The sequence below is a fragment of the Caulobacter sp. DWR3-1-2 genome (assembly GCF_049896225.1).
Taxonomy (GTDB): Bacteria; Pseudomonadota; Alphaproteobacteria; order Caulobacterales; family Caulobacteraceae; genus Caulobacter.
The window spans coordinates 105,712-125,390 of record NZ_JAFCTW010000009.1 but is presented as its reverse complement, the minus strand read 5'-3'; the positions used below and the strand labels follow the sequence as shown (position 1 = coordinate 125,390).

Annotated in this window: 18 protein-coding genes; 4 read left to right on the top strand and 14 right to left on the bottom strand. The window is 68.3% G+C overall.

The window, feature by feature from the left end:
* Positions 1 to 3 precede the first annotated feature (3 nt).
* Positions 4 to 2,703, top strand: a complete 2,700-nt coding sequence (locus ACP696_RS14040; protein WP_426009545.1) for a DUF4118 domain-containing protein — start codon at positions 4 to 6, stop codon at positions 2,701 to 2,703.
* 3 nt (positions 2,704 to 2,706) lie between these two features.
* Positions 2,707 to 3,387 (top strand): winged helix-turn-helix domain-containing protein, encoded by a 681-nt coding sequence (locus ACP696_RS14035; protein ID WP_426009543.1) that lies wholly within the window; start codon positions 2,707 to 2,709, stop codon positions 3,385 to 3,387.
* Positions 3,388 to 3,525: 138 nt separating this feature from the next.
* On the opposite strand, the gene ACP696_RS14030 is transcribed toward ACP696_RS14035, so the two are convergent.
* A complete protein-coding gene (locus ACP696_RS14030; RefSeq protein WP_426009540.1) occupies positions 3,526 to 3,909 on the bottom strand; it encodes a helix-turn-helix domain-containing protein in 384 nt (127 codons plus the stop codon).
* 254 nt (positions 3,910 to 4,163) lie between these two features.
* The gene (locus tag ACP696_RS14025; RefSeq protein WP_426009537.1) at positions 4,164 to 4,760 is read right to left on the bottom strand and encodes a secretin and TonB N-terminal domain-containing protein; all 597 of its coding nucleotides are present in this window, start codon (positions 4,758 to 4,760) and stop codon (positions 4,164 to 4,166) included.
* Between the two features lie 152 nt (positions 4,761 to 4,912).
* Here ACP696_RS14025 and ACP696_RS14020 point away from each other — a divergent pair, with 152 nt between their 5' ends.
* A complete protein-coding gene (locus ACP696_RS14020) occupies positions 4,913 to 6,433 on the top strand; it encodes a sensor histidine kinase (protein WP_426009535.1) in 1,521 nt (506 codons plus the stop codon).
* 63 nt (positions 6,434 to 6,496) lie between these two features.
* Positions 6,497 to 6,871, top strand: a complete 375-nt coding sequence (locus ACP696_RS14015) for a PilZ domain-containing protein (RefSeq protein WP_426009532.1) — start codon at positions 6,497 to 6,499, stop codon at positions 6,869 to 6,871.
* A 100-nt stretch (positions 6,872 to 6,971) separates the two neighbouring features.
* Here the strand turns inward: ACP696_RS14015 and ACP696_RS14010 are convergent, their stop codons facing one another.
* From ACP696_RS14010 to ACP696_RS13955, 12 genes are all read right to left on the bottom strand, one after another.
* Positions 6,972 to 7,583, bottom strand: a complete 612-nt coding sequence (locus ACP696_RS14010; protein ID WP_426009529.1) for a flavin reductase family protein — start codon at positions 7,581 to 7,583, stop codon at positions 6,972 to 6,974.
* Between the two features lie 4 nt (positions 7,584 to 7,587).
* Positions 7,588 to 8,682, bottom strand: coding sequence for an LLM class flavin-dependent oxidoreductase (locus ACP696_RS14005; RefSeq protein ID WP_426043932.1), 1,095 nt, complete (start codon positions 8,680 to 8,682; stop codon positions 7,588 to 7,590).
* Between the two features lie 91 nt (positions 8,683 to 8,773).
* Positions 8,774 to 9,427: a glutathione S-transferase family protein gene (locus ACP696_RS14000; RefSeq protein ID WP_426009520.1), complete on the bottom strand. Its 654-nt coding sequence runs from the start codon at positions 9,425 to 9,427 to the stop codon at positions 8,774 to 8,776.
* Positions 9,428 to 9,439: 12 nt separating this feature from the next.
* A complete protein-coding gene (locus tag ACP696_RS13995) occupies positions 9,440 to 11,017 on the bottom strand; it encodes a rhodanese-like domain-containing protein (RefSeq protein WP_426009518.1) in 1,578 nt (525 codons plus the stop codon).
* Positions 11,014 to 11,622 (bottom strand): cysteine dioxygenase, encoded by a 609-nt coding sequence (locus ACP696_RS13990; protein WP_426009516.1) that lies wholly within the window; start codon positions 11,620 to 11,622, stop codon positions 11,014 to 11,016. The genes ACP696_RS13995 and ACP696_RS13990 overlap by 4 nt, the downstream gene beginning before the upstream one ends.
* Positions 11,623 to 11,626: 4 nt before the next feature.
* Entirely contained in the window at positions 11,627 to 13,834 is a 2,208-nt protein-coding gene (locus ACP696_RS13985) for a TonB-dependent receptor (protein ID WP_426009513.1), read from the bottom strand.
* 123 nt (positions 13,835 to 13,957) lie between these two features.
* The gene (locus ACP696_RS13980; protein WP_426009511.1) at positions 13,958 to 14,977 is read right to left on the bottom strand and encodes an ABC transporter substrate-binding protein; all 1,020 of its coding nucleotides are present in this window, start codon (positions 14,975 to 14,977) and stop codon (positions 13,958 to 13,960) included.
* Positions 14,977 to 15,819 (bottom strand): class II aldolase/adducin family protein, encoded by an 843-nt coding sequence (locus tag ACP696_RS13975; RefSeq protein WP_426009508.1) that lies wholly within the window; start codon positions 15,817 to 15,819, stop codon positions 14,977 to 14,979. Before ACP696_RS13975 ends, ACP696_RS13980 begins: the two co-directional genes overlap by 1 nt.
* Before the next feature lie 12 nt (positions 15,820 to 15,831).
* Complete coding sequence (locus tag ACP696_RS13970) at positions 15,832 to 16,782, bottom strand: D-isomer specific 2-hydroxyacid dehydrogenase family protein (RefSeq protein WP_426009505.1); 951 nt, start codon at positions 16,780 to 16,782, stop codon at positions 15,832 to 15,834.
* On the bottom strand, positions 16,779 to 17,951 hold the full coding sequence (locus tag ACP696_RS13965) for an acyl-CoA dehydrogenase family protein (protein WP_426009502.1): 1,173 nt from the start codon (positions 17,949 to 17,951) through the stop codon (positions 16,779 to 16,781). The genes ACP696_RS13970 and ACP696_RS13965 overlap by 4 nt, the downstream gene beginning before the upstream one ends.
* On the bottom strand, positions 17,948 to 18,766 hold the full coding sequence (locus ACP696_RS13960) for an ABC transporter ATP-binding protein (protein ID WP_426009499.1): 819 nt from the start codon (positions 18,764 to 18,766) through the stop codon (positions 17,948 to 17,950). Before ACP696_RS13960 ends, ACP696_RS13965 begins: the two co-directional genes overlap by 4 nt.
* Complete coding sequence (locus ACP696_RS13955) at positions 18,763 to 19,572, bottom strand: ABC transporter permease (RefSeq protein ID WP_426009496.1); 810 nt, start codon at positions 19,570 to 19,572, stop codon at positions 18,763 to 18,765. The genes ACP696_RS13960 and ACP696_RS13955 overlap by 4 nt, the downstream gene beginning before the upstream one ends.
* Positions 19,573 to 19,679: the final 107 nt, after the last annotated feature.

Here is a 19,679-nt window from a genome sequence, read left to right as displayed (position 1 = left end):
TCCTTGCCGACTGAGGATCCTAGACACGCCGAGGATAACCGGCCCGATCCAGAGGCGCTCCTGGCCGCCGCCAACAAGGCGAGCCGGGGGCGCCTCAAGGTGTTTCTTGGCATGGCCCCCGGCGTGGGCAAGACCTACGAAATGCTCAAGGCGGCCCGCCGCCGCAAGGCCGAGGGCCAGGACGTACTGATCGGCCTGGTCGAAACCCATGGCCGCCGTGAGACCGAAAGCCTGCTGCGTGGCATGGAGGTCATGGCGAGGCGCCCCCTGGAGCACAAGGGGCGGACCCATCTAGAGTTCGATCTCGACACGGCCCTGGCGCGCAAGCCCAAGCTGCTGTTGGTCGATGAATACGCCCACTCCAACGCGCCGGGATCGCGCCATCCCAAGCGTTGGCAGGATGTCGAGGAGCTGCTGGCCGCCGGCATCGATATCTGGACCACCCTGAACGTCCAGCACCTGGAAAGCCTGGTCGATGTCGTCCAGCGCATCACCGGCGTGCGCCAGCGCGAGACGGTGCCCGACAGCGCCCTGTCGCGGGCCGACGATATCGAGGTTGTCGACATCACCCCCGACGAACTGCGCGAGCGGATGGGGGCGGGCAAGGTCTATGTGCCAGAGACCGCGCGCCTGGCCTCGGAGAACTTCTTCAAGGTCGAGAACCTGACGGCCCTGCGTGAGTTGGCGCTGCGGCGCGCGGCCCAGACGGTGGACGATCAGCTGGTCGCCGCCATGCGCGAGAAGGGCGTCGAGGGCCCCTGGGCGGCGGGCGAGCGGATCCTGGTCCTGGTCGGCGGCGACGCCATGTCCAGCGCGCTGGTCAGGGCCGGCCGGCGGCTGTCGGACATGATGATGGACGCCCCGTGGACCGTCACCCACGTCGAGCGCAGCGACCGTTCCGGTCCCTCGCCCCTGGCGGTCACCCGCCTACGCGACGCCCTGAAGCTGGCCGAGCAACTGGGCGGATCGACCGTCGTCATGACCGGCGTCGACATCGTCTCCACGGTGATGGCCTATGCTCGCCGCAACAACGTCACCCAGATCGTCATCGGCAAGTCGGTCGGCAGTCGGCTGAGCGAGCTGCTCGGCCGGTCCTTGGCGGCGGCTCTGCTGCGCGAGGCGCGCGGCGCGGCGATCCATGTCGTCACCGAGGCGGCCCATGGCCATGGCGAAGCCGCCGTCGAGAGACCGGCCAAGCGCCGGCTCGACGCGATGGCCTATCTGACCGGCGCGGGTTTCGTCGGCCTCGCGACGCTCGTGGCCTGGGGTCTGGACACCGCTTTTGACCGCGTAGATCTGGGCATGATCTTCCTGGCCGCGGTCCTGGCCGCCGGCGTCATGCACGGCTTGCGGCCTGCCCTGGCGGCGGCCACGGTCGCCTTCCTAGTCTACAACTATCTTTTCCTGGCCCCCCGCTACAGCCTGACCATCGGCTCGCCGACGGATTTCCTGACCCTGGTGGTGTTTTGGGCAGTGGCCCTGGCGACCGGTGGCCTGGCGGGCCGGGTGCGCGACCAGGCGCGCGGCTCCCAACGCCGTGCCGCCGCCATAGCCACCCTGCTGGCGGCGGCCCGGACCCTGTCTGGCGCGACGGGACGTCAGCTCGTCGCCCAGGCCATCGCCGACCAGGTGGCGGCCACGGCCGGCGCCAAGGCCGTCGTGTTCTATCCCAAGGATGGCGACCTGTTCCCCGCCGCCGGCGCGCCGTCCTTGGAGCCACTGGGCGCCGCCCCGATGGCGGCGGCGCGCTGGGCCTGGGAGCGTGGCGAGGTCGCGGGTTTTGGCACCTCGACCCTGCCGCACGCCGAATGGACCTTCTGGGCGCTGGACGGAATGCGCGGCCGCGCGGGCGTGGCCGGTGTGGAGGCCGGGGCCATGGCCTTGGGGTCCGATGACGAGCGCCTGCTGCTGGGCCTGCTGGACCAAGGCGCGGTCGCGCTTGAGCGTGCGGATCTCGCCGCCGAAGCCGTGGAGGCCGAGACCCTGCGGCGCGCCGATCGTTTTCGCTCAGCCCTGCTCAATTCCATCAGCCACGATCTGCGAACGCCGTTGTCGACGGTGCTGGGCGCTTCGAGCACCCTGACCGACTATGGCGACAAGCTGGAGCCTGAGGTCCGCGCCGACCTGATGATCAGCATTCGCGAAGAGGCCGAGCGGCTCAACCGCTATGTCGCCAACCTGCTGGACATGACCCGGCTGGAGGGCGGCGCGCTTCGCCTGCGCAACGACTGGATCGACGTGCGCGACGTTCTGGGCGCGGCGGCCGAGCGGGTTACCCGCCGCCTGGGCGGCCGGCCCCTGACCCGCGACTTTCCGGCCGAGCTCAGCCTGGTCCGCGCCGACGCCAGCCTGCTCGAACAGGTCGTGGTCAACATCCTCGAGAACGCCATCGCCTATAGCCCGGCCGGAGCTCAGATCGAGATGGCTGCTTACGAGGACCGAGGCAATGTCGTCATCAGCATCGAAGACGAGGGCCGCGGAATTCCGCCGGGCGAGCTGGAGCGGGTGTTCGAGAAGTTCCGCCGCATGGAGGAGCCGACCGATCGAACCGGCGGGGTCGGTCTGGGCCTGTCGATCGCCAAGGGCTTCGTTGACGCCATGAATGGGCGTATCGCCGCGGCCAGTCCCATCCACGACGGCAAGGGCACGCGTATCCTGATCAGCCTGCCCAAGGCGATCCATACGCCCAAGGACCTTCTGTAAACCATGCGCCAACGCATCCTGGTCATCGACGACGAACCCCAGATTCACCGCTTCCTCGGACCCGCCCTGATGGCGGCCGGCTATGACCCTTTGCGCGCCGACGACGGCAATTCCGGCCTGCGCGCCATCGCCGTGCTGTCGCCCGACGCGGTGGTGCTCGATCTTGGCCTGCCCGACATGGATGGCAAGGAGGTCTTGCTGCGCGCGCGGGCCTTTTATGAGGGGCCGATCCTGATCCTGTCGGCCCGGGACCGCGAGATCGAGAAGATCGCCGCCCTTGACGGCGGGGCCAATGACTATGTCGAAAAGCCGTTCGGCATCGGCGAGTTCCTGGCCCGCCTGCGCGTGGCGCTGCGCCAACGCGGCTCGGCCGGGCACGGCGGCCTCTATCGAGCCGGAGATGTCGAGATCGACCTCGACAAGCGGCTGGTCAAGAAGGCGGGCGACGTGGTCAAGCTGTCACCGCGAGAGTACGAGGTCCTGGCCCGCCTGGCCCAGGGACAGGGCAAGGTCTTGACCCACAAGGAACTGCTGGTCTCGGTGTGGGGGCCGGCCCACATGCATGACACCCAGTACCTGCGGGTCTTCGTCGGCCAGGTCCGCCAGAAGCTGGAGGCCGATCCCGCCCACCCCCGGATCATCCTCACCGAGGCCGGCATCGGCTACCGGTTCATGGGCGAATAGCTGTTCGTCGAAGGCTGGAGCGCCGCTCGCCCGCCGCTCCAGATGCGGATCATGACTGCAGCGGTCCGAGCTAGAGCATTTCCCGACCTGACTGCGTCAGGCCGTGAGCTCTAATCTTCTGTTTTGACGCATTTTCCTTCACGCGAACCGGAAGCACTTCGCTCGAAAAATGCTCCAGGGCGCAGGATTTGAGACGTCCTGGCGTCGCCACCGGGCGGGTGTCGTGTCGAGCACCGCGCGGAAGGCGCGTGGCATGTGGGATTGGTCGCAGAAGCTGCTGGCCAAGGCGATCTCGCACAATGGACAGCGGGTCCGGCGCACAAGGGTCTTGGCGTATTCCAGGCGACTTGGCATCACGTACTCTCGCGGCCCCACGCCGAAGCTGGCCCGGAAGCGACGCGAAAAATGCCCGACGCTGAGGCCGGTTAGTCCCGCCAGGGCTCGATTGCTGATCGGCCTGCCAAGCTGGGCGCCTACATGATGCAGGACCTTGCGTTCCTGCCAAGGCGAAAGCCCTGCCATGCCCGCTCCCAGCGCCTTTGCTGGCGGCTGGCTGGCCCATGGAGGCGTGGGGCCTGGCCGAGCGAGGCGCGCGCCGGTCGTGGGTTGGCGCCGATCGCGGCATCGGCGCGGCTCAGCACGGTGAGCCGCTCGGCGGCGGAGTAGGAAGCGGACAGCATCACATCCGTGCGCCCATGGTCGGGCGTGAAGCCCAGACGGGCTTCGAGGCGCGTGTGGCCGTGGATGCCGCCGGCCGTTGCGGTCAGGGTCTCGATCTACTCGAGCGCGCCGAGCGGGATGGCGTTGACGTCGCTCTGTTCCAATCCGGTCATCTGGGTCGGCAGGTTGGGCAGGCGACGCCCGTCGACCAGCACCAGGGTTCTCTGCAGGCCGACGCCGCGCAGGTCGATCGCCGAGTTTGGCGCACCGGTGTTGTTCACCATCTGACCCGGCGAAAACACCCGGCCGTTGGCCGGCAGCCGCTCGCGCAGGTACTGGTCGACATTGTCCTGCGCCGCGACCGCCAGTTCGCGCGGTCCCGCGACCGTGTACGGTTGAATGTCATTCTGGGTGCGCCGGATGTCGGCGTTCTGGCTGCGTCGGCCAAGCACCAGCACTTCCGAGATCGCGCCGTCGCCCGGGTCTGCGATGTCTCGCCTGGGCAGTTCGAAAAGCACGAAGACGCCGTCTGCGGCGCCCCGGTAGCCGACGCCAGACCCCTTGAGCAGGAGCGCGACCGCCTGTTTGGTGGAGAGCCGCCCCTTGACGGCCGGGGCTCGCCGGCCTCGGACCAGATCCGCCGAGTAGAGGATATCCGAGCGGTTCTCGCGCGCCACCTTCAGGTTGGATCGGCCATCACGGGCCGGTCTCAAGGTGGGCGCCCACCTTCGCAAAATGCGCGGTCGAGGGATTTCAGCGCCCTAACTCGTCCGCGTGGAATTGGCCCCCCCCAGCGACTACGAGCGCCTTGGCATGACATTGTGCGACGCTGGGCTTTGCCGCGCCAAAGATCTATGGGTGCTCGATGAACTCGCTCGCCGATCTCCAGAACCCGGGCTGGCGCGAAGCCGATCGCCTCGCGGCGCTCGCCAGCTACGCGATCATGGACACCCCCGCCGAGGGGGAGTTCGATGACTTGATCAAGGTCGCGGCTCAGATCTGCGATGTCCCTATGGCCTTGATCAGCCTGGTCGATGATCGCCGCCAGTGGTTTAAGTCGGCCATCGGGCTCGACGCCGCCGAGATCCCCCGTGAGGTCGCCTTCTGCGCCCACGCCATCGAACAGCGTGAGGTGTTCGTCGTTGAAGACGCCACGTCAGATCAGCGGTTCGCCAACAACCCCTTGGTGACCGGCGCGCCCAACCTGCGCTTCTATGCCGGCGCGCCCCTGGAGACGCCCGAGGGCCTGCCGTTGGGCACGCTCTGCGTTCTGGACGACCAGCCGCGCCAGCTCGACGACAAGCAGATTTTCGCCCTGAAAACCCTGGCGCGCCAAGTCATGGCCCAATTGGAACTGCGCAAGGCGCTGGCCCAGAAGCGGTTGAGCGACGAACGTCACAGGCAGATCCTGGAAAGCGCGCTCGACTACGGCATCATCACCATGGACCTCCAGGGCTGGGTAACGAGCTGGAACGCCGGCGCCGCCAACATTCTCGGTTGGAGCGAAGAGGAGATGTGCGGGCGGCCGTGCGATGACTTCTTCACGCCCGAGGACCGCGCGGCGCATGTCCCCGAGCGCGAGATGGGCGACGCGCTAGCCCATGGTCGAGGGTCCGACGAGCGTTGGCACCTGCGCAAGGACGGCTCGAGGTTCTTTGCCAGCGGCGAAATGATGCCGCTGCGCGGAGACGCGGACGTCGCCGTTGGATTTCTCAAGATCCTGCGGGACCGGACAGAATACCGCTTGGCCCAGGAGGCGTTGGAAATCAGCGAGACCTCCGCCGAACACGATCGCCAAATGTTGACCCGTGAGCTTGAGCATCGCGTCAAGAACACGCTTTCGCTGGTACAGGCCATCGTTCGCCAGTCCTTGCGCACCGTAACAACGCCGCTCGAAGCCCAGCGCACAATCGAGGACCGGCTGGTGTCGTTGGGCCGCGCGCACAACATCCTGACCAGCAGCAATTGGGCGGCCGCGCCGATCTCCGCGATCGTGGAGGCCGCGACCTGCGTGCATGACTCGGCGGAGGGGCAAATCCATGCAGGGGGCCCCGACATGCTCATCTCGGCGCGGGCTGCGGTGGGGCTTTCGATGGCGCTCCACGAGCTTTGCACCAATGCGGCCAAGTACGGGGCGCTGTCCACCGCGACGGGATATGTCGATATTGTTTGGTCGATCATGGGCGAGGGGACGGAGGCGCAGTTCGTTCTGAAATGGAAGGAGCACGGCGGGCCGCCCGTTCAGGCGCCGACCCGACGCGGCTTTGGTTCGCGACTGATCGAGACAAGCATCTCTGGCGCCGCGTCCGTCGGCAACACGACACGTTTTGAACCTGATGGCTTGGCTTGGGTGACGACCTCTCGGCTGGCCGCGATCCAGGAGTAGTCCTCGCCACGAAGCGCCACGACGGCAGCGAGCCATTAACCTTGAGACGTTAGGCTCCGGGTCATGCAGAGCACCAGCGGCCCCGGTTTCAGCGACCAGCGCGGCTATCCGCGCAGTCCCACGACGCGGAAGGTTTACCTTGCCGACGGCAAGGCGGCTTGGAAGTGCAATCTCATCGACGTGGCGGCAGGCGGCGCCCGGGTAGCGCTGGCGAGCGGCGTGCCCAGCCAGGATGGGCTGTTCATGGTGGATCCCGGCACGCGCCTGGCCCATCTGACGCGGCAGGTCTGGCGGTCGGACCGCGAGATCGGTCTGCAGTTCATCGAGAGCACTGGTTTTCGCCCGCCCCTGGGCGGTCCGATGGGCGCGGTCGGGGTCATCGACGGGTTTATCCGGCAGCTCACGCGAGCCGGCAAGCTGCAGCGGGCGGGCGACTAGAGCATTTCCCGACCTGACTGCGTCAGGCCGTGAGCTCTAATCTTTTGTTTTGACGCATTTTTCTTCACGCGAACCGGAACCATTTTTCTCGAAAAATGCTCTACAGGCCCTTTGGGGACGAGGCGGCGAGGCCCAGGCGCTGAAATGTCCGGGCGTGGACGATCAATGGCCGCCCCGGCGTCGATCGGACGGCGATCGCCGACACGATGAACACCGTATGGGTTCCGGTCTCGATCCTGTGGTCGATGACGCAGGCCGTCGTCGACAGCCCGCCCTGGTAGGCGGGCGCCGCGTCGGGCGTGAGGTCCCAGCGGCCCGGCTCAAACCGCTCCTGGCTCAGGCCTGGCGTCGAGAAGCGCAGGGCCTCGGCCTCGTCGTCTTCCGCCAGCACCGCCACGCCGCAGCATCTCGCCCGGAGCAGGGCGTCGTGGCTGGAGGCTTGCTTGCGCAGGCAGAACAGAAAGCGCGGCGGATCCACCGACAGGCCGGTGATCGAGCTGACCAGCAGGCCGCGCGGGGCGCTTCCATCCCAGCACGAGACGATCGCGACGCCGCTGGCCAGTTGGGCCAAGGCGTCCTTGAACGCCGCCGGGCAAACCGGCGGCGCGTGAAGGCTGTAAGGCGGTTCCGCGCCGGGCGATGCATCAATCGGCCAAGCGTGAGCCGGCCAAGCGGCGTCGCCCAGCCAGCGCGGATCCGCGTCGAACGCCATCGTCCTAGCCCGCCGCGGCGGCCGGCTGGGCGTCACGCTCGGCGACCAGCCCGCGGACCAGAGGGATCAGGTCGCGGCCATAGGCGACGGCGTCGTTCAGAGGATCGAAGCCGCGGATCAGGAAGGTGGTGACCCCCAGGTCGTAATAGTCGAGCAGGGCCTCGGCCACTTGCTCGGGCGTTCCGACCAGGCCGGTGGAGTTGCCGGCCGCGCCTGTGACGGCGGCGACTCCGGTCCACAGGCGCTTGTCCAGGCGCGTGCCCTGCTTGGCGGCGTCGAGCAGGCGTTGGGAGCCGGCGTTGGGCGGCGTATGGCCCGAGGTTGGCAGGCCGGCCTTTTCGCGCAGGGCCTTGGCCTGGGCGGCGATGTCGTCGGCCTTGGCCCAGGCGGCCTCTTCCGTCTCGGCGATCACCGGGCGCAGCGACAGCGAGAACTTCACCTGGCGGCCATGCTTGGCGGCGGCGTGGCGCACGCGGGCGATGGTCTCGGCGACCTGGGCTTGCGTTTCGCCCCACAGGGCGAAGATGTCGGCGTGCTTGCCGGCCACCGGGATGGCGGCGTCGGACGAGCCGCCGAAATAGACCGGGATGTGCGGCTTTTGCAGCGGCTTCACCGCGCCGAACGCCTGGACGACATTGTAGTAGTCGCCCTTGTAGTCGAACGGCTTTTCGCTGGTCCATTCCTGGCGGACGATGTCGAGATATTCGCTGGTGCGGGCGTAGCGCTCGTCCTTGGTCAGGTGGTCGCCGTCCTTGGCCAGCTCGTCGTCCGAGCCACCGGTGATGATGTGCACGGCGACGCGACCGCCGGTGAACTGGTCCAGGGTGGCCAACTGGCGGGCGGCGACGGTGGGGGCGGTGAAACCGGGGCGGTGGGCGATCATGAAGCCCAGGCGCTTGGTGACCGAGGCGGCGTGGGCGACAACCAGCTGGCTTTCCGGCGAGGTGGAACCGAAGGCGACCAGGGCGCGGTCAAAGCCGCCTTCGTCATGGGCGCGGGCGACGGCCTCGACATAGTCGCGGTCGATGACCGGGCCGCTGGCCGGGTGGATCTCGGACTGATGCTGGGTGCCGATATAGCCGATGAATTCGACGGGCATGGGGAGGCTCCGGTTTTGTGTGGTGAAACTGTAGGGAAGGGCGTGGGCTAGAAAAGCGAGGCTTTCTCAAGGGTTGGATCAGGGGTGCTCATCAGGCGGCGACCTTGGCGGCGGCTTCGCGCTGCAGGGCGCGCTTGACCGACGGGCGGGCCAGGGCGCGGGCGGCCTTGGCGCTCCAGGCGGGATAGGCGGACGTGTCGATCGACCGCCGCTGGGCCCAGCGCCAGATCACCAGGGCGTAGGCGTCGACGGCGCTGAAGCTGTCGCCCAGCAGCCACGGGCCGGGGCCCTGGGCCAGACGCTCGATATCGCTCAGGGTGCGGTGGAAGCGGGCCTCGCCGGGGGTGGCCAGGGCGGCCTTGACGGTCTCGTCGTCGGCAAAGCGCTCGGGGCGGGTCGTCTGGGCGAAGGCGACGTGCACGGTGCTGGCGAACCAGCTCATCACCTCATAGGCGTGGGCCAGTTTCAGCGGGTCGGCCAGGGGCAGCAGCTCGCTGTGGGGATAGGCCTGGGCCAGGTAGGTGAGGATGGCCAGCACTTCGGTGACCGGCTCGCCATCGACCGCCAGGGTCGGCACCCGGCCGCGCGGATTGACCTTCAGATAGGCCGGCTGGCGCTGTTCGCCGGTCGCCAGATCGACGCGATGGGCGTGATAGGCGACGCCGATCTCCTCCAGCGCGATCAGCGGCGCGAAGGCCGAGGAGCCAGGGGCGAAATAGAGCTTGAGGGAGGTCTTGGAGGGCATGGGATCTCGGCCTCAGATCACGAAGAAGCCGTGCGAGCCGTCGCGGGCCAGCTGATCGACCAGGCCATATTCCCAGTCGAGATAGGCCTGCATGGCTTCGAGAGCATGATCGGCGCCCTCATAGGGGCGCTTGTAGACGTCCTCCGGATCCGAGGCGGCGCGCACCAGGCCGGTGTCGAGGCGGCGGCCAGAGGCGGCCCAGGCCTGGGTTCCGCCCTCCAGCACCCGCACCGGGCGGTCGGAGATCTCCTCGACCTCGGCCGCCGCCAGGGTCGCCAGGCGGCCGTCGGGCGAGGTCAGGACGATGGGCAGGCCCTCCGGGATACGCTCGAAGGCCTCGGCCAGCCGGGCGCGGATGGCGAACCAGGCGCCAGGCACGTGGCCCTTGCGATGCAGGGGGCTAGGCGCGAGGTCCAGCACCACGACAGCGGCGTCGCCCAGCGCCACGGCCAGGTCGTCGGGGCTGAGGGTCTCGACGATCGGCAGGGTCGGCGAGGTCGGCGCCCAAACTCCGGTCTCCAGCGCGCCGTCGAAACCGCCGTCCAGCACATAGACGTCCCAGCCCAGCTGAGAGAGCCAGGAAGCGCTCATGTCGGCGCGGGGGCCCAGGTCGTCGGCCAGCACGATGCGGGCGCCTCGGACGGGCGCGAAGACGTCGGTCTCCTGCACCAGCTGACCGCCTGGCGCGCTGCGGTATCCGGGCAGGTGGCCTGCGGCATATTCCTCGGGCGTGCGGACGTCGAAGCGGTAAAGGGTGCGCTTGCGTTCGGTGGCCAAATCGATCAGCCCCTCGGCGTCGATGCGGCGCACGCCGGCCCGGTAGGCGACGTCGCGGGCCTTGGCGCGGGCCTCGTCCAGGGTCTGATCAGTGACGGGCGGGAACTTGCGGCTCTGGCCGTGCTCCAGGGTCTGCTGGGCCACGGTCCAGCCGATGGTGCCGTTGCGCAGGGCGAAGACCGGGTTGGGCACGCCGGCGTTGACCAGAGACTGGGCGCCGATCAGGCTGCGGGTGCGGCCCGCGCAATTGACGATGATGGTGGTGGCGGGATCCGGCGCGATCTGCCGGGCGCGCAGCACCAGCTCGGCGCCGGGCGTGCTGATCCCGCCGGGGATGCTCATGGTGGCGTATTCCTCGAAGCGGCGGCTATCGAGGATCACGTGGTCGGCCTTGGCGTCGATCAGCTTCTGGACGTCGGGGGCGGGCAGGGACGGGGTGTGCCGCCGCGCCTCGACCAGTTCGCCGAACGCCTTGCTGTAGGAATTGACGTCCTGGAACAGCTCGTAGCCGGCCGCCTTCCAGCCTTCGAGCCCACCCGCCAGCGCGCGAACCTGGGTGTAGCCCAGCGCCGCCAGTCGCTTGCCAGCCGGCGAGACCAGGCCTTTGCCATTGTCGTAGAGGACGATCTTGGTGTCCTTCCTCGGCACGCGGTCGAGGATCTCCAGCTCCAGCCGGCTCAAGGGCAGCTGCGAGGCGAACAGCGGATGGCTGCGGGCGAAGGGGTCTTCCTCGCGCAGATCCAGCAGGGCGATCTCGCGGCGGGCGATCCAGTCCTGGCGGACCTCGCGCGGGGTGACGGTGGGCAGGGTCATGACGCGGCCTCGGTCAGCAGCTTGGAGCGGTCCCAGAGGTTGGGCAGGGTGTCGTTGGCGTAGCCGGAGACGAACCGCTTGGGTCGCCCGTCGGTGTCGTAGGTGGCGCGCTGCACGGCGCCGATATTGGCCCCATAGACGTGGATGCTGATCGACACCCGGTCGTCAAAGGCGTTGGTCACCTGGTGGACGTCGCCCACCTTCGGCGACACGGCCTCGACCTCGCCGCGCCCCAGGCGGTGGACCGGTCCGGTCGACGCGAAGGCCCCGCCCCGGTGCTCAAAGCGCTGCGACAGCTCGGCCCCGCGCAGCACCCCGACCAGGCCCCAGACGGTGTGGTCGTGGACCGGCGTGGCCTGGCCCGGACCCCAGACGAAGCTGACCACGCTGAACCGCTCGCGGCTGTCGCAATGCAGTAGATACTGCTGGTAGCGGGCCGGATGCGGCTGCGCATAGGCGTCGGGCAGCCAGTCGTCGCGAGCGATCAGCCCCGCCAGCAGCCGTCCGCCCCCGGCGACGATCAGCTCTTCGTCCGTGGTCTGATCGACCAGGGTTCCCAGGGCGCCGATGAAGTCAGCAAGACGGTGCAGGCGGGGCGCGCTCATCGGATCACAGCGCGTATTTCAGCGTGATCAGGAAGGTCCGCGGGTCGGGATAGTTCTTGTAGAAGACGCCCGTCGAGGGCGTGTAGGTGACGCTGACCGGCTCGTCGGTATCCAGCAGGTTGCGGCCCGACAGCTGCAGGCTCCAGCGCGGGTCGGGCGACTGCCAGGTCACCGTGCCGTTCAGGAAGGTCTGGGCCGGGGCCTCGTCCTGTGGGCGCTGCAGGGCGCTGAAATAGGTCTTGGTCTGGTACTGGGCGTTGAGGCCGACGCGGATGCTGCCGGGAATCGAGCCCAAGGCTTTTGGCGGCACGTCATAGGTCAGGCCGCCCGAAAGGCTCCAGCGCGGCGAGTTCAGCAGGCGGTGACCATCGGCGTTGACGCCCAGGCCGCCGGCGTTCTTGTAGGTGTCATAGACCCCGAACAGGTAGCCGGCCGAGGCCTGGACCCCGAGGCGCTCGGTGACCCGGACGTCGCTTTCCAGCTCGACGCCATAGGTGTGGGCCTTGCCAGCGTTGCCGCGCACCGAATTGCCTGGATAGGCCGGATCGCTGTAGCTGACCTGCAAGTCCTTGTAGTCGTTATAGAACACCGCGAGGTTGACCCGCGCGCGGTGTTCGAACAACTGGGTCTTCAGCCCGGTCTCGTAGGTGTTGACGTTCTCCGGGGCGAAGGGCCGGCTGGCCAGGTCCAGGCGGGTGGCGCGGTTGTCGAAACCGCCCGACTTGAAGCCCTTGGAATAGGTCACGTACTGCAGGACGTCTGGCGTCCACTGGAACTGGGCCGACAGCTTGGGCGTCACGGCCGAGAAGATCTTGTCGGCCTGACCGGCGATCGACTGGCCCGTCACCTGGCCGGCCAGGTTCAGCACCTGGTTGTCGAAGGTGAATTGCTTTTCCTCATTGGTCCAGCGCAGGCCGCCGGTGAGGCTGAGGCGGTCGCTCAGGGCGTAGGTCGCCTCGCCGAAGATCGCATAGGCGTCGGTGTTGGTGATGTTGTGGGCGCGGGCGAAGTTGTAATTGCCTGGGGTGACCACCGGGTCGGTCGGCAGGACGTTGCGGCGGCTATAGCCATCGCGCTGCACGAAGAACCGCTCATGCAGATAAAAAAGCCCGCTGGTGAAGGTTAGCTTGCCGTAGTCGCCGTTCAGCTGGAGTTCCTGGGTGGCGTACTGGTCGTTGTAGTGGATCAGGTTCTTCTGGATCAGCGCTGCCTGGCCGTCATTATCATAGGCGACGGGATTGAGGTTGAAGCCGCCGTAGGAACTGATCGACTTCAGTTTCAGGTGGTCATTGATCTCGTACTGCACCCGCAGGGCGCCGCTGATCTGGTCCAGGTCCTGCTTGGGCTCGACCTCGGAATAGGAACGGTCGTTGCGGAACAGGGTCGGCTGGACGACCGGCACATAGCTGCGGGTGTCGCTGCGGTCGCGGGTGGCGTTGACCGTCAGCTGCACGTCCAGCCGGTCAGTGGGGGTCCACCGCAGCTTGGCGCGGTAGGCGTCCAGCTTGATGCGGTTGACGTCGTGATTGAGGGTCGGGTCGAAGGTGACGCCGTCGCGTTCGTGATGGATATAGGACAGGCTGCCAGCCAGCTTGCCGGCCACCAGCGGGCCCTCGATCAGGGCGCGCACATCGACCGCGCCGTAGTTGCCCAGGCCGACATCGGCCTTGGCGCGGAAGGCGTCGCCGGGGTCGCGGGTGATGACCCGCAGGGCGCCGGCGCTGGAATTGCGGCCGTACAGCGTGCCTTGCGGGCCGCGCAGCACCTCGATCCGCTCCAGGTCGTTGAACTCGATCATCGAGCCGATCTGGCGCGGGATGTAGACGTCGTCGACATAGACCGCCAGCACCGGCTCCTGGATCGGATCGCTCTCGCCCACCCCGCGCAGGGCGTAGGTCTGGGTGGTGTGGCTGATGGTGACGCGGCTGATGCTGAAATTGGGGATCTGGCCCGACAGGTCGCGGATATTGTCGATCTTGCGGTCGGCCAGCACCTGCGGGCTGAAGGCCGTGATGGCGATGGCGGTCTTCTGCAGGTCGGTGGCCCGCCGTTCGGCGGTGACCACCACCTGTTCCACGGCGATGGCGGCGTCGGCGTCGACGCCAACCAGGGCAGGGGCCGGCGCGGCGGGCGTCGCGGCCTGGGCGGCGGTGGTCAAGGCCAGGGCCGAAGCCCCGGCCAGAAAGTAGAGCGAAGTCGAGTGTAGCGACATGATTATCCCCGTTATTGTTAAGCGGGATATGCCGTGACGAACAGTAACGCCTCAATGCATATAAAATCTATCGATGCGCAGCTTAGCTCATATCGTGAAAACGAATATGACCTATGACTATTCTCAAGCATCGGGAAGGGCGTTGTTCAAGCGATGATCCCAGAGCGGACGCACGTCGATCTTTCCGGGAATGAGGCCAGCGGTCGCGAAGGCGTCGGCGACACCTTGTTGCGAGGCGATGGCGGCGTCGGTGATCTTGTGGAGGCGGAACGGGCTGCTGCGTTCCTGGAAGTCGCGCAGATAGAGGGCGGCCGGCACGCCGGTGGCCGCGGCGCGGACCTGGGCCCAGCGTGGGCCGTCGGCGTTGATCCAGTCGGCGATCTTGGCGTAGCGCCGCAGATAGTCGCCCAAGGCCTGGCGCTTGAGGTCGTCGTCCAGGGCCGATTTGGCGGCGGCGACCAGATAATTGCCCGACAAGATGCCCAGCGCCGTGCGCAACACCCGCGCCCCGGCCTGCCGGGCCTGCTGGACCATGACGCCATAGATCACCCAGGCGTCGATCGCGCCGCTGGAGAAGGCGGCCAGACCGTCCTGCGGCGACAGGGCCACGGGCTTGATGTCGGTCCATTTCAGGCCGGCTTCCTCGAGCAAGCGCAAGAGGATGTAGTGCGAGGTGGTGGCCTTCACATAGCCAATGCGCTGGCCCTTCAGGTCGGCGAAGGCCTGGGCCTTGTTGCCTGAGGGCACCAGCACGACCTGGTTGTTCACGTCGCCCTGCAGCACAGCGACGATGCGGACCTGATTGCCGGGCGCGCCAGCGATGAAGATCGGCGGGATCTCGCTCATGCCGCCGATGTCGAGCGCCCCGGCGTTGATTGCCTCGACGATCAGGTTGCCGCTGGCGAACTCGGAGCGGGCGATCTTGTAGGGCGCATCGGCGACGCCTGCCTCCTTGAAGAAGGCCTCCGGATTGCCGCGATAGGTGGCGGCGCGCAGGGTCAGGTCGCTCAGCGACCGGGGGCCGGCCGGCTTGGCGGGCGAGCAGGCGGCGAGCGTGGAGAGGCCGGCGACGGCCAAACCAGCGACGGCCAAACCAGCGACGGGGAGGCCGCCCGCCAACAGGTGACGACGAGACAGGATCATCAGTCGAACAGGTCCGGTTCTTCTTCGGTGATCACGTCCCAATAGGGCTGGAAGGCCCAAAAGCCCCCGGCCTCGCTGCCGACCTGGCCGGCGGTGTGACGGGCGACCTCGGGCGACATGGGCTTGGTCTGGCCGGCGGCCTCGGCCAGCAGCTGGGTCTGGCAGGCGTTTTCCAGAGCCAGATAGCGCCAGACGGCCGCCTCGACCGACTGGCCGACGGTCAAAATGCCGTGGTTCTGCAGGATCACCGCCTTGCGAGGACCCAAGGCGCGGGCGATCTTCTGGCCTTCGCTGGCGTCGAGCACCACGCCGGAAAATTCCTCGAACAGGGCGTGGTCGTCATAGAAGGCCGCCGAGTCCTGGGTCAGGGGATCGAGCAGTCGCCCGAGCGCCGACCAGGCCTTGCCGTATAGCGAGTGCGAATGGGCGGCGGCGACCACGTCGGGCCGGGCCTCGTGCAACTGGGAATGGATGGCGAAGGCGGCGCGGTTCAGGCGGGGCGGGACCTTGGCGGGCGGCTGCACGACCTCGCCGGCATGGCTGACCAGCATCAGGTCCGAGACCTTGATCCGCGAGAAGTGCACGCCGAACGGATTGACCCAGAAATGGTCGGTCAGTTCGGGGTCGCGGGCGGTGATGTGGCCGGCCCCGCCCATGTCGAAGCCCTGGCGGCCGAACAGCCGGTAAGAGGCGGCCAGGCGCTGCTTGCGATAGAGCCGCTCCTGCTCGTGGGTGGGCTGGACCGGCAGGATCTTGGAGCCGAACTCCGGCAGCACGGTCTCGATCTTGGCGGGGTGGGGACCCTCGGTCCGGAAGGCCCGGGCGGGGCTGACGGCGGTCATGACAATTGTCCTTCAGTAGCCGCGCGACAGGTCGACGACGTCGGCCAGGGGCGCGCCGGACCGGAAGCGGGCCAGGTTCTCGGCGAACCGGGTCGCCAGGTTGATGCGGGTGTCGGGAGTGTGGACCGAGGTGTGCGGCGACAGCCGGACCTTGGGATGGCTGTAGAAGGGATGGCCCTCGCCCAGCGGTTCGGGATGGGTGACATCCAGGCTGGCGCGGGTCACGCGGCCGTCGTCCAGGGCTTCCAGCAGGGCGTCGTCGTCGATCAGGGCGCCGCGGGCGATGTTGATCAGGTGCAGGCCCGGCTTGGCGGCGGCCAGCACGTCGCGACCTATCAGCTTGCGGGTCTCGGGCGTGGCGGGGGCGGCCAGCACCACGTGGTCGCTGCGGGCGAACAGGGTCTTCAAGTCCGCCACCCGCTCGACGCCGGGGGTCGGGATCGGCTTGTCCGAGCGGCGGGTGGCGATGATGTTCAGGCCCAGGGCCTGGGCGCGCGGCCCCAAGGCCTCGCCGATCGCCCCGAAACCGACGAGGCCCAGGGTGGCGCCCGAGATCAGCTTCAGCGGCTGGGGCGCCCAGCGCTCGGCCTTGTCGATCCAGATTTCCGGCAAGCGCTTGGCCTCGGCCAGGATGGCGGCCAGGGCGAACTCGGCAAGCGCGACGGCGGAAGAGCCGCGCGCCGAGGTGACCACCGGGCCGTCGAACAGCCAGTCGGGATAGAAGTCGATGCCGACCGAGACCAGCTGCACCCACTCGACGTCGAACGGCCAGCCCTTGGGGGGCTCGGCCGGCAAGACCCCTCCGGCCTTTCGGAACGGCGCGGCGACCAGGACCTTGGCGTCGTTTGGCAAGGGCGCGTGCAGGCCGGGCGGCACGGCGATGATCTCGGCGTCGACGACATGCTGGGCGAAGACGCTGTTGAACAGCTCGGGCAGTTGGCTGGCGACGACCAGGCGGCTCATCGCGCGGCCTCGTACGTCGCGAAGGCCGCCTTGCCGGCGCTGGTCAGCACGACGTCGGACTGTGGGGTGTGGACCCGGCCGCACAGCACGTCGCGGTGATGGCGTTCGAGGTCGTTGTGGCGGGTCAGGCCCGGATTGCCGGTCAGCTTGAGGGCCTTCTCGACCACGGCGATGGCGTTCTCGGTGACGAGGTGCTTGACCAGCCCGGCCTCGACCCCGCCGACCTCGCCCCGTGCGGCCGTGTCGAGCAGCACGCGGTTGGACAGCAGCAGGCCGTCGATATCACCGACCGCCTCCTGGAAGCGCGGCAGGGTGGAGAGCGCCGCGCCCAGGTTGGCGGGCTTGCGGTTGGCCAGGAACGCGACCAGCCAGTCGCGGGCGGCGCGGGCCTGGGCGTCATAGATCGCGGCGGTCAGCACCGCCGACCAGGTCGCGAAACTGGCGGGATACTGCGACGGCGATCCGACCGGCCGCGGGTCCAGGGCGTGGTCGAGGGGCACGAGCACGTTCTCGAAGATCACGTCATGGCTGGCGCTGGCCCGCAGGCCCAGGTGATCCCAGGTCGCCTCGATGACCACGCCAGGCGTGTCGGTGCGGACCAGCCAGCCGCCGACCAGGGGATCCGCGTCGTCCGAGCGCGCCCAGACCACGAACCAGGTCAGGGCGGTGGAGCCGGTGGAATAGATCTTGCGGCCGCTGATCCGCCAGCCCTCGGGCGTGCGACGAGCGATCGTACCGGGCAGTCCGCCGCGCGCCGGGGTGCCCAGGTCAGGCTCGACCCGCAAGGCGTTGATCAGGGCGCCCTTGTCGATAGCCTCGCCGATTACCCGCTGCTTGAGGTGCTCGGGCCAGCCGGAGCGGCCCTCGACCGAGGCGTGGAACAGGTACTGCATGACCAGAACCAGCGCCGTGGCCGGCTCGCCCCGGGCGACGGCTGAGACCACTTTCAGGGCGATGGGCAGGTCGGCCTCCAGGCCGCCCAGGCGGGCCGGAGCGGTCAGGGCCAGCAGGCCCGCGTCGCGCAGGGCCGCGAAATTGGCGAACGGGAAGCTGGCCTCGCGGTCGTGCTGGCCGGCGGTGGCGGCGAACGCGGCGGTCAGGCCGGGCAGGATCGCGTCGAGGTCGGGCAGGCGCGGGGCCGGCTCCCGACGCAGGGCGGAAGCGGTCATAGCACCACCTCACCGGTCGGGAAGGCCACTAGGGCCGGAGCCGGCTGCGGAGCCGGCGCATCGACGCCCAGGTGTCCCAGCAGTCGGCGACGAATGGCGTGGAAGCGGGCGTCGGGCTGGCGCGGGCGCTCCAGGCCAATGCGCTCTTCGGCGGCGATCCGGCCCTTGTCCAGCACCAGCACCCGATCGGCCAAGGCGATGGCCTCATCGACATCGTGGGTGACCAGCAGCACCGACGGCCTGTGCTCGCGCCACAGCGTCAGCACCAGGTCATGCATCTTCAGTCGCGTCAGGGCGTCCAGCGAGGCGAAGGGCTCGTCAAGCAACAGCAGGGCCGGCTCGCGGACGAGGGCGCGGGCCAGGGAGGCGCGCTGGGCCTCGCCGCCGGACAGGGTCGAGGGCCAGACGTCGAGGCGATGGCCAAGGCCGACCTCTGTCAGGGCGGCCTCGGCGCGAGCCCGGACACTTTGCTCATTGGGGGCGCCCTTCAGGCCCAGGGCTATGTTGCGCCAGACGCGCTTCCACGGCAGCAGGCGGGCGTCCTGGAACACCACGGCGCGCGCGGCGGGTGTGGTGACGTCCTGACCGCCGACCGGGTCGAGGCCGGCCAGGGTGCGCAGCAGGGTGGTCTTGCCCGAGCCGCTGGCCCCGAGCAGGGCGACGAACTCACCGGGGGCGATGGTCAGGTCCAGGCCGTCGATCACCACATTGTCGCCGAACCGGCGGGTGAAACCTTTCAGGCGGACGGTGGGAGGCGTGGCGACATCGACGGGCGTGAACGTGTGGTTGCGAGCGCGAGGCTGGGCCATGGTCATTGCTCCACGAGGCTGGGACGCCACGCCAGCGCCTTGCGCTCCAGCGTGCGGACGAGGGCGTCGGCGGAGAGGCCGAGCAGGGCGTAGACGACCAGGCAGACGACGATGATGTCGGTGCGCATGAAGTCGCGGGCGTTATTGATCAGGTGGCCCAGGCCCGCCTGGGCGTTGATCTGCTCGGCGATGACCAGCATGATCACGCTGATGCTCAGAGAATAGCGCAGGCCGATGAAGAACGACGGCAGGGCGCCGGGCAGGATGACCTCGAGGATCAGCGCCCGGCCGCGCAGGCCGAAACTGCGGGCCGCCTCGACCAGCCGCACATCGACGCCGCGGATGCCGGCGAACAGGTTCAGATAGAGCGGGAATACCGCCGCCGTGGCGATCAGGGCGATCTTCGGCGTCTCGCCGATCCCGAACCAGACGATGAACAGCGGGGTCAGGGCGACGACCGGCAGGGTGCGCTTGATCTGCATCAGCGGATCGACCAGCGTCTCGCCCCAGCGTGACAGGCCCGACACCAGGCCCAGGGCCACGGCGATGACCAGGGCGATGACCAGGCCAGTGGCGGCCCGCCCCAGTGAGACCGCCAGATTGCCCAGAAGCTCGCCCGAGACGGTCATCGACCAGAAGGTCTTGGCCACAATAGAGGGCGCCGCCAGGATGCGTTGCGGGATCACCCCGCCGCGCGAACCCGCTTCCCACAGCAGCAGCAGCGCCACCGGCGACAGCCAGCGGGCGCTGGACCAGCGCGGCCGAACCCATGGCGACGCTTGAGAAATTCTAGGGGTGACCGCCAAAGACATTGAGGATGCGCTGTCCCGTGAACCGTTGCGGCGCAAGCGCCTTTGCCTCACAGAGAAAGGCGTTTAATCCCTACTGGATCAATAGACTTATCCTCAGGGGCCATATC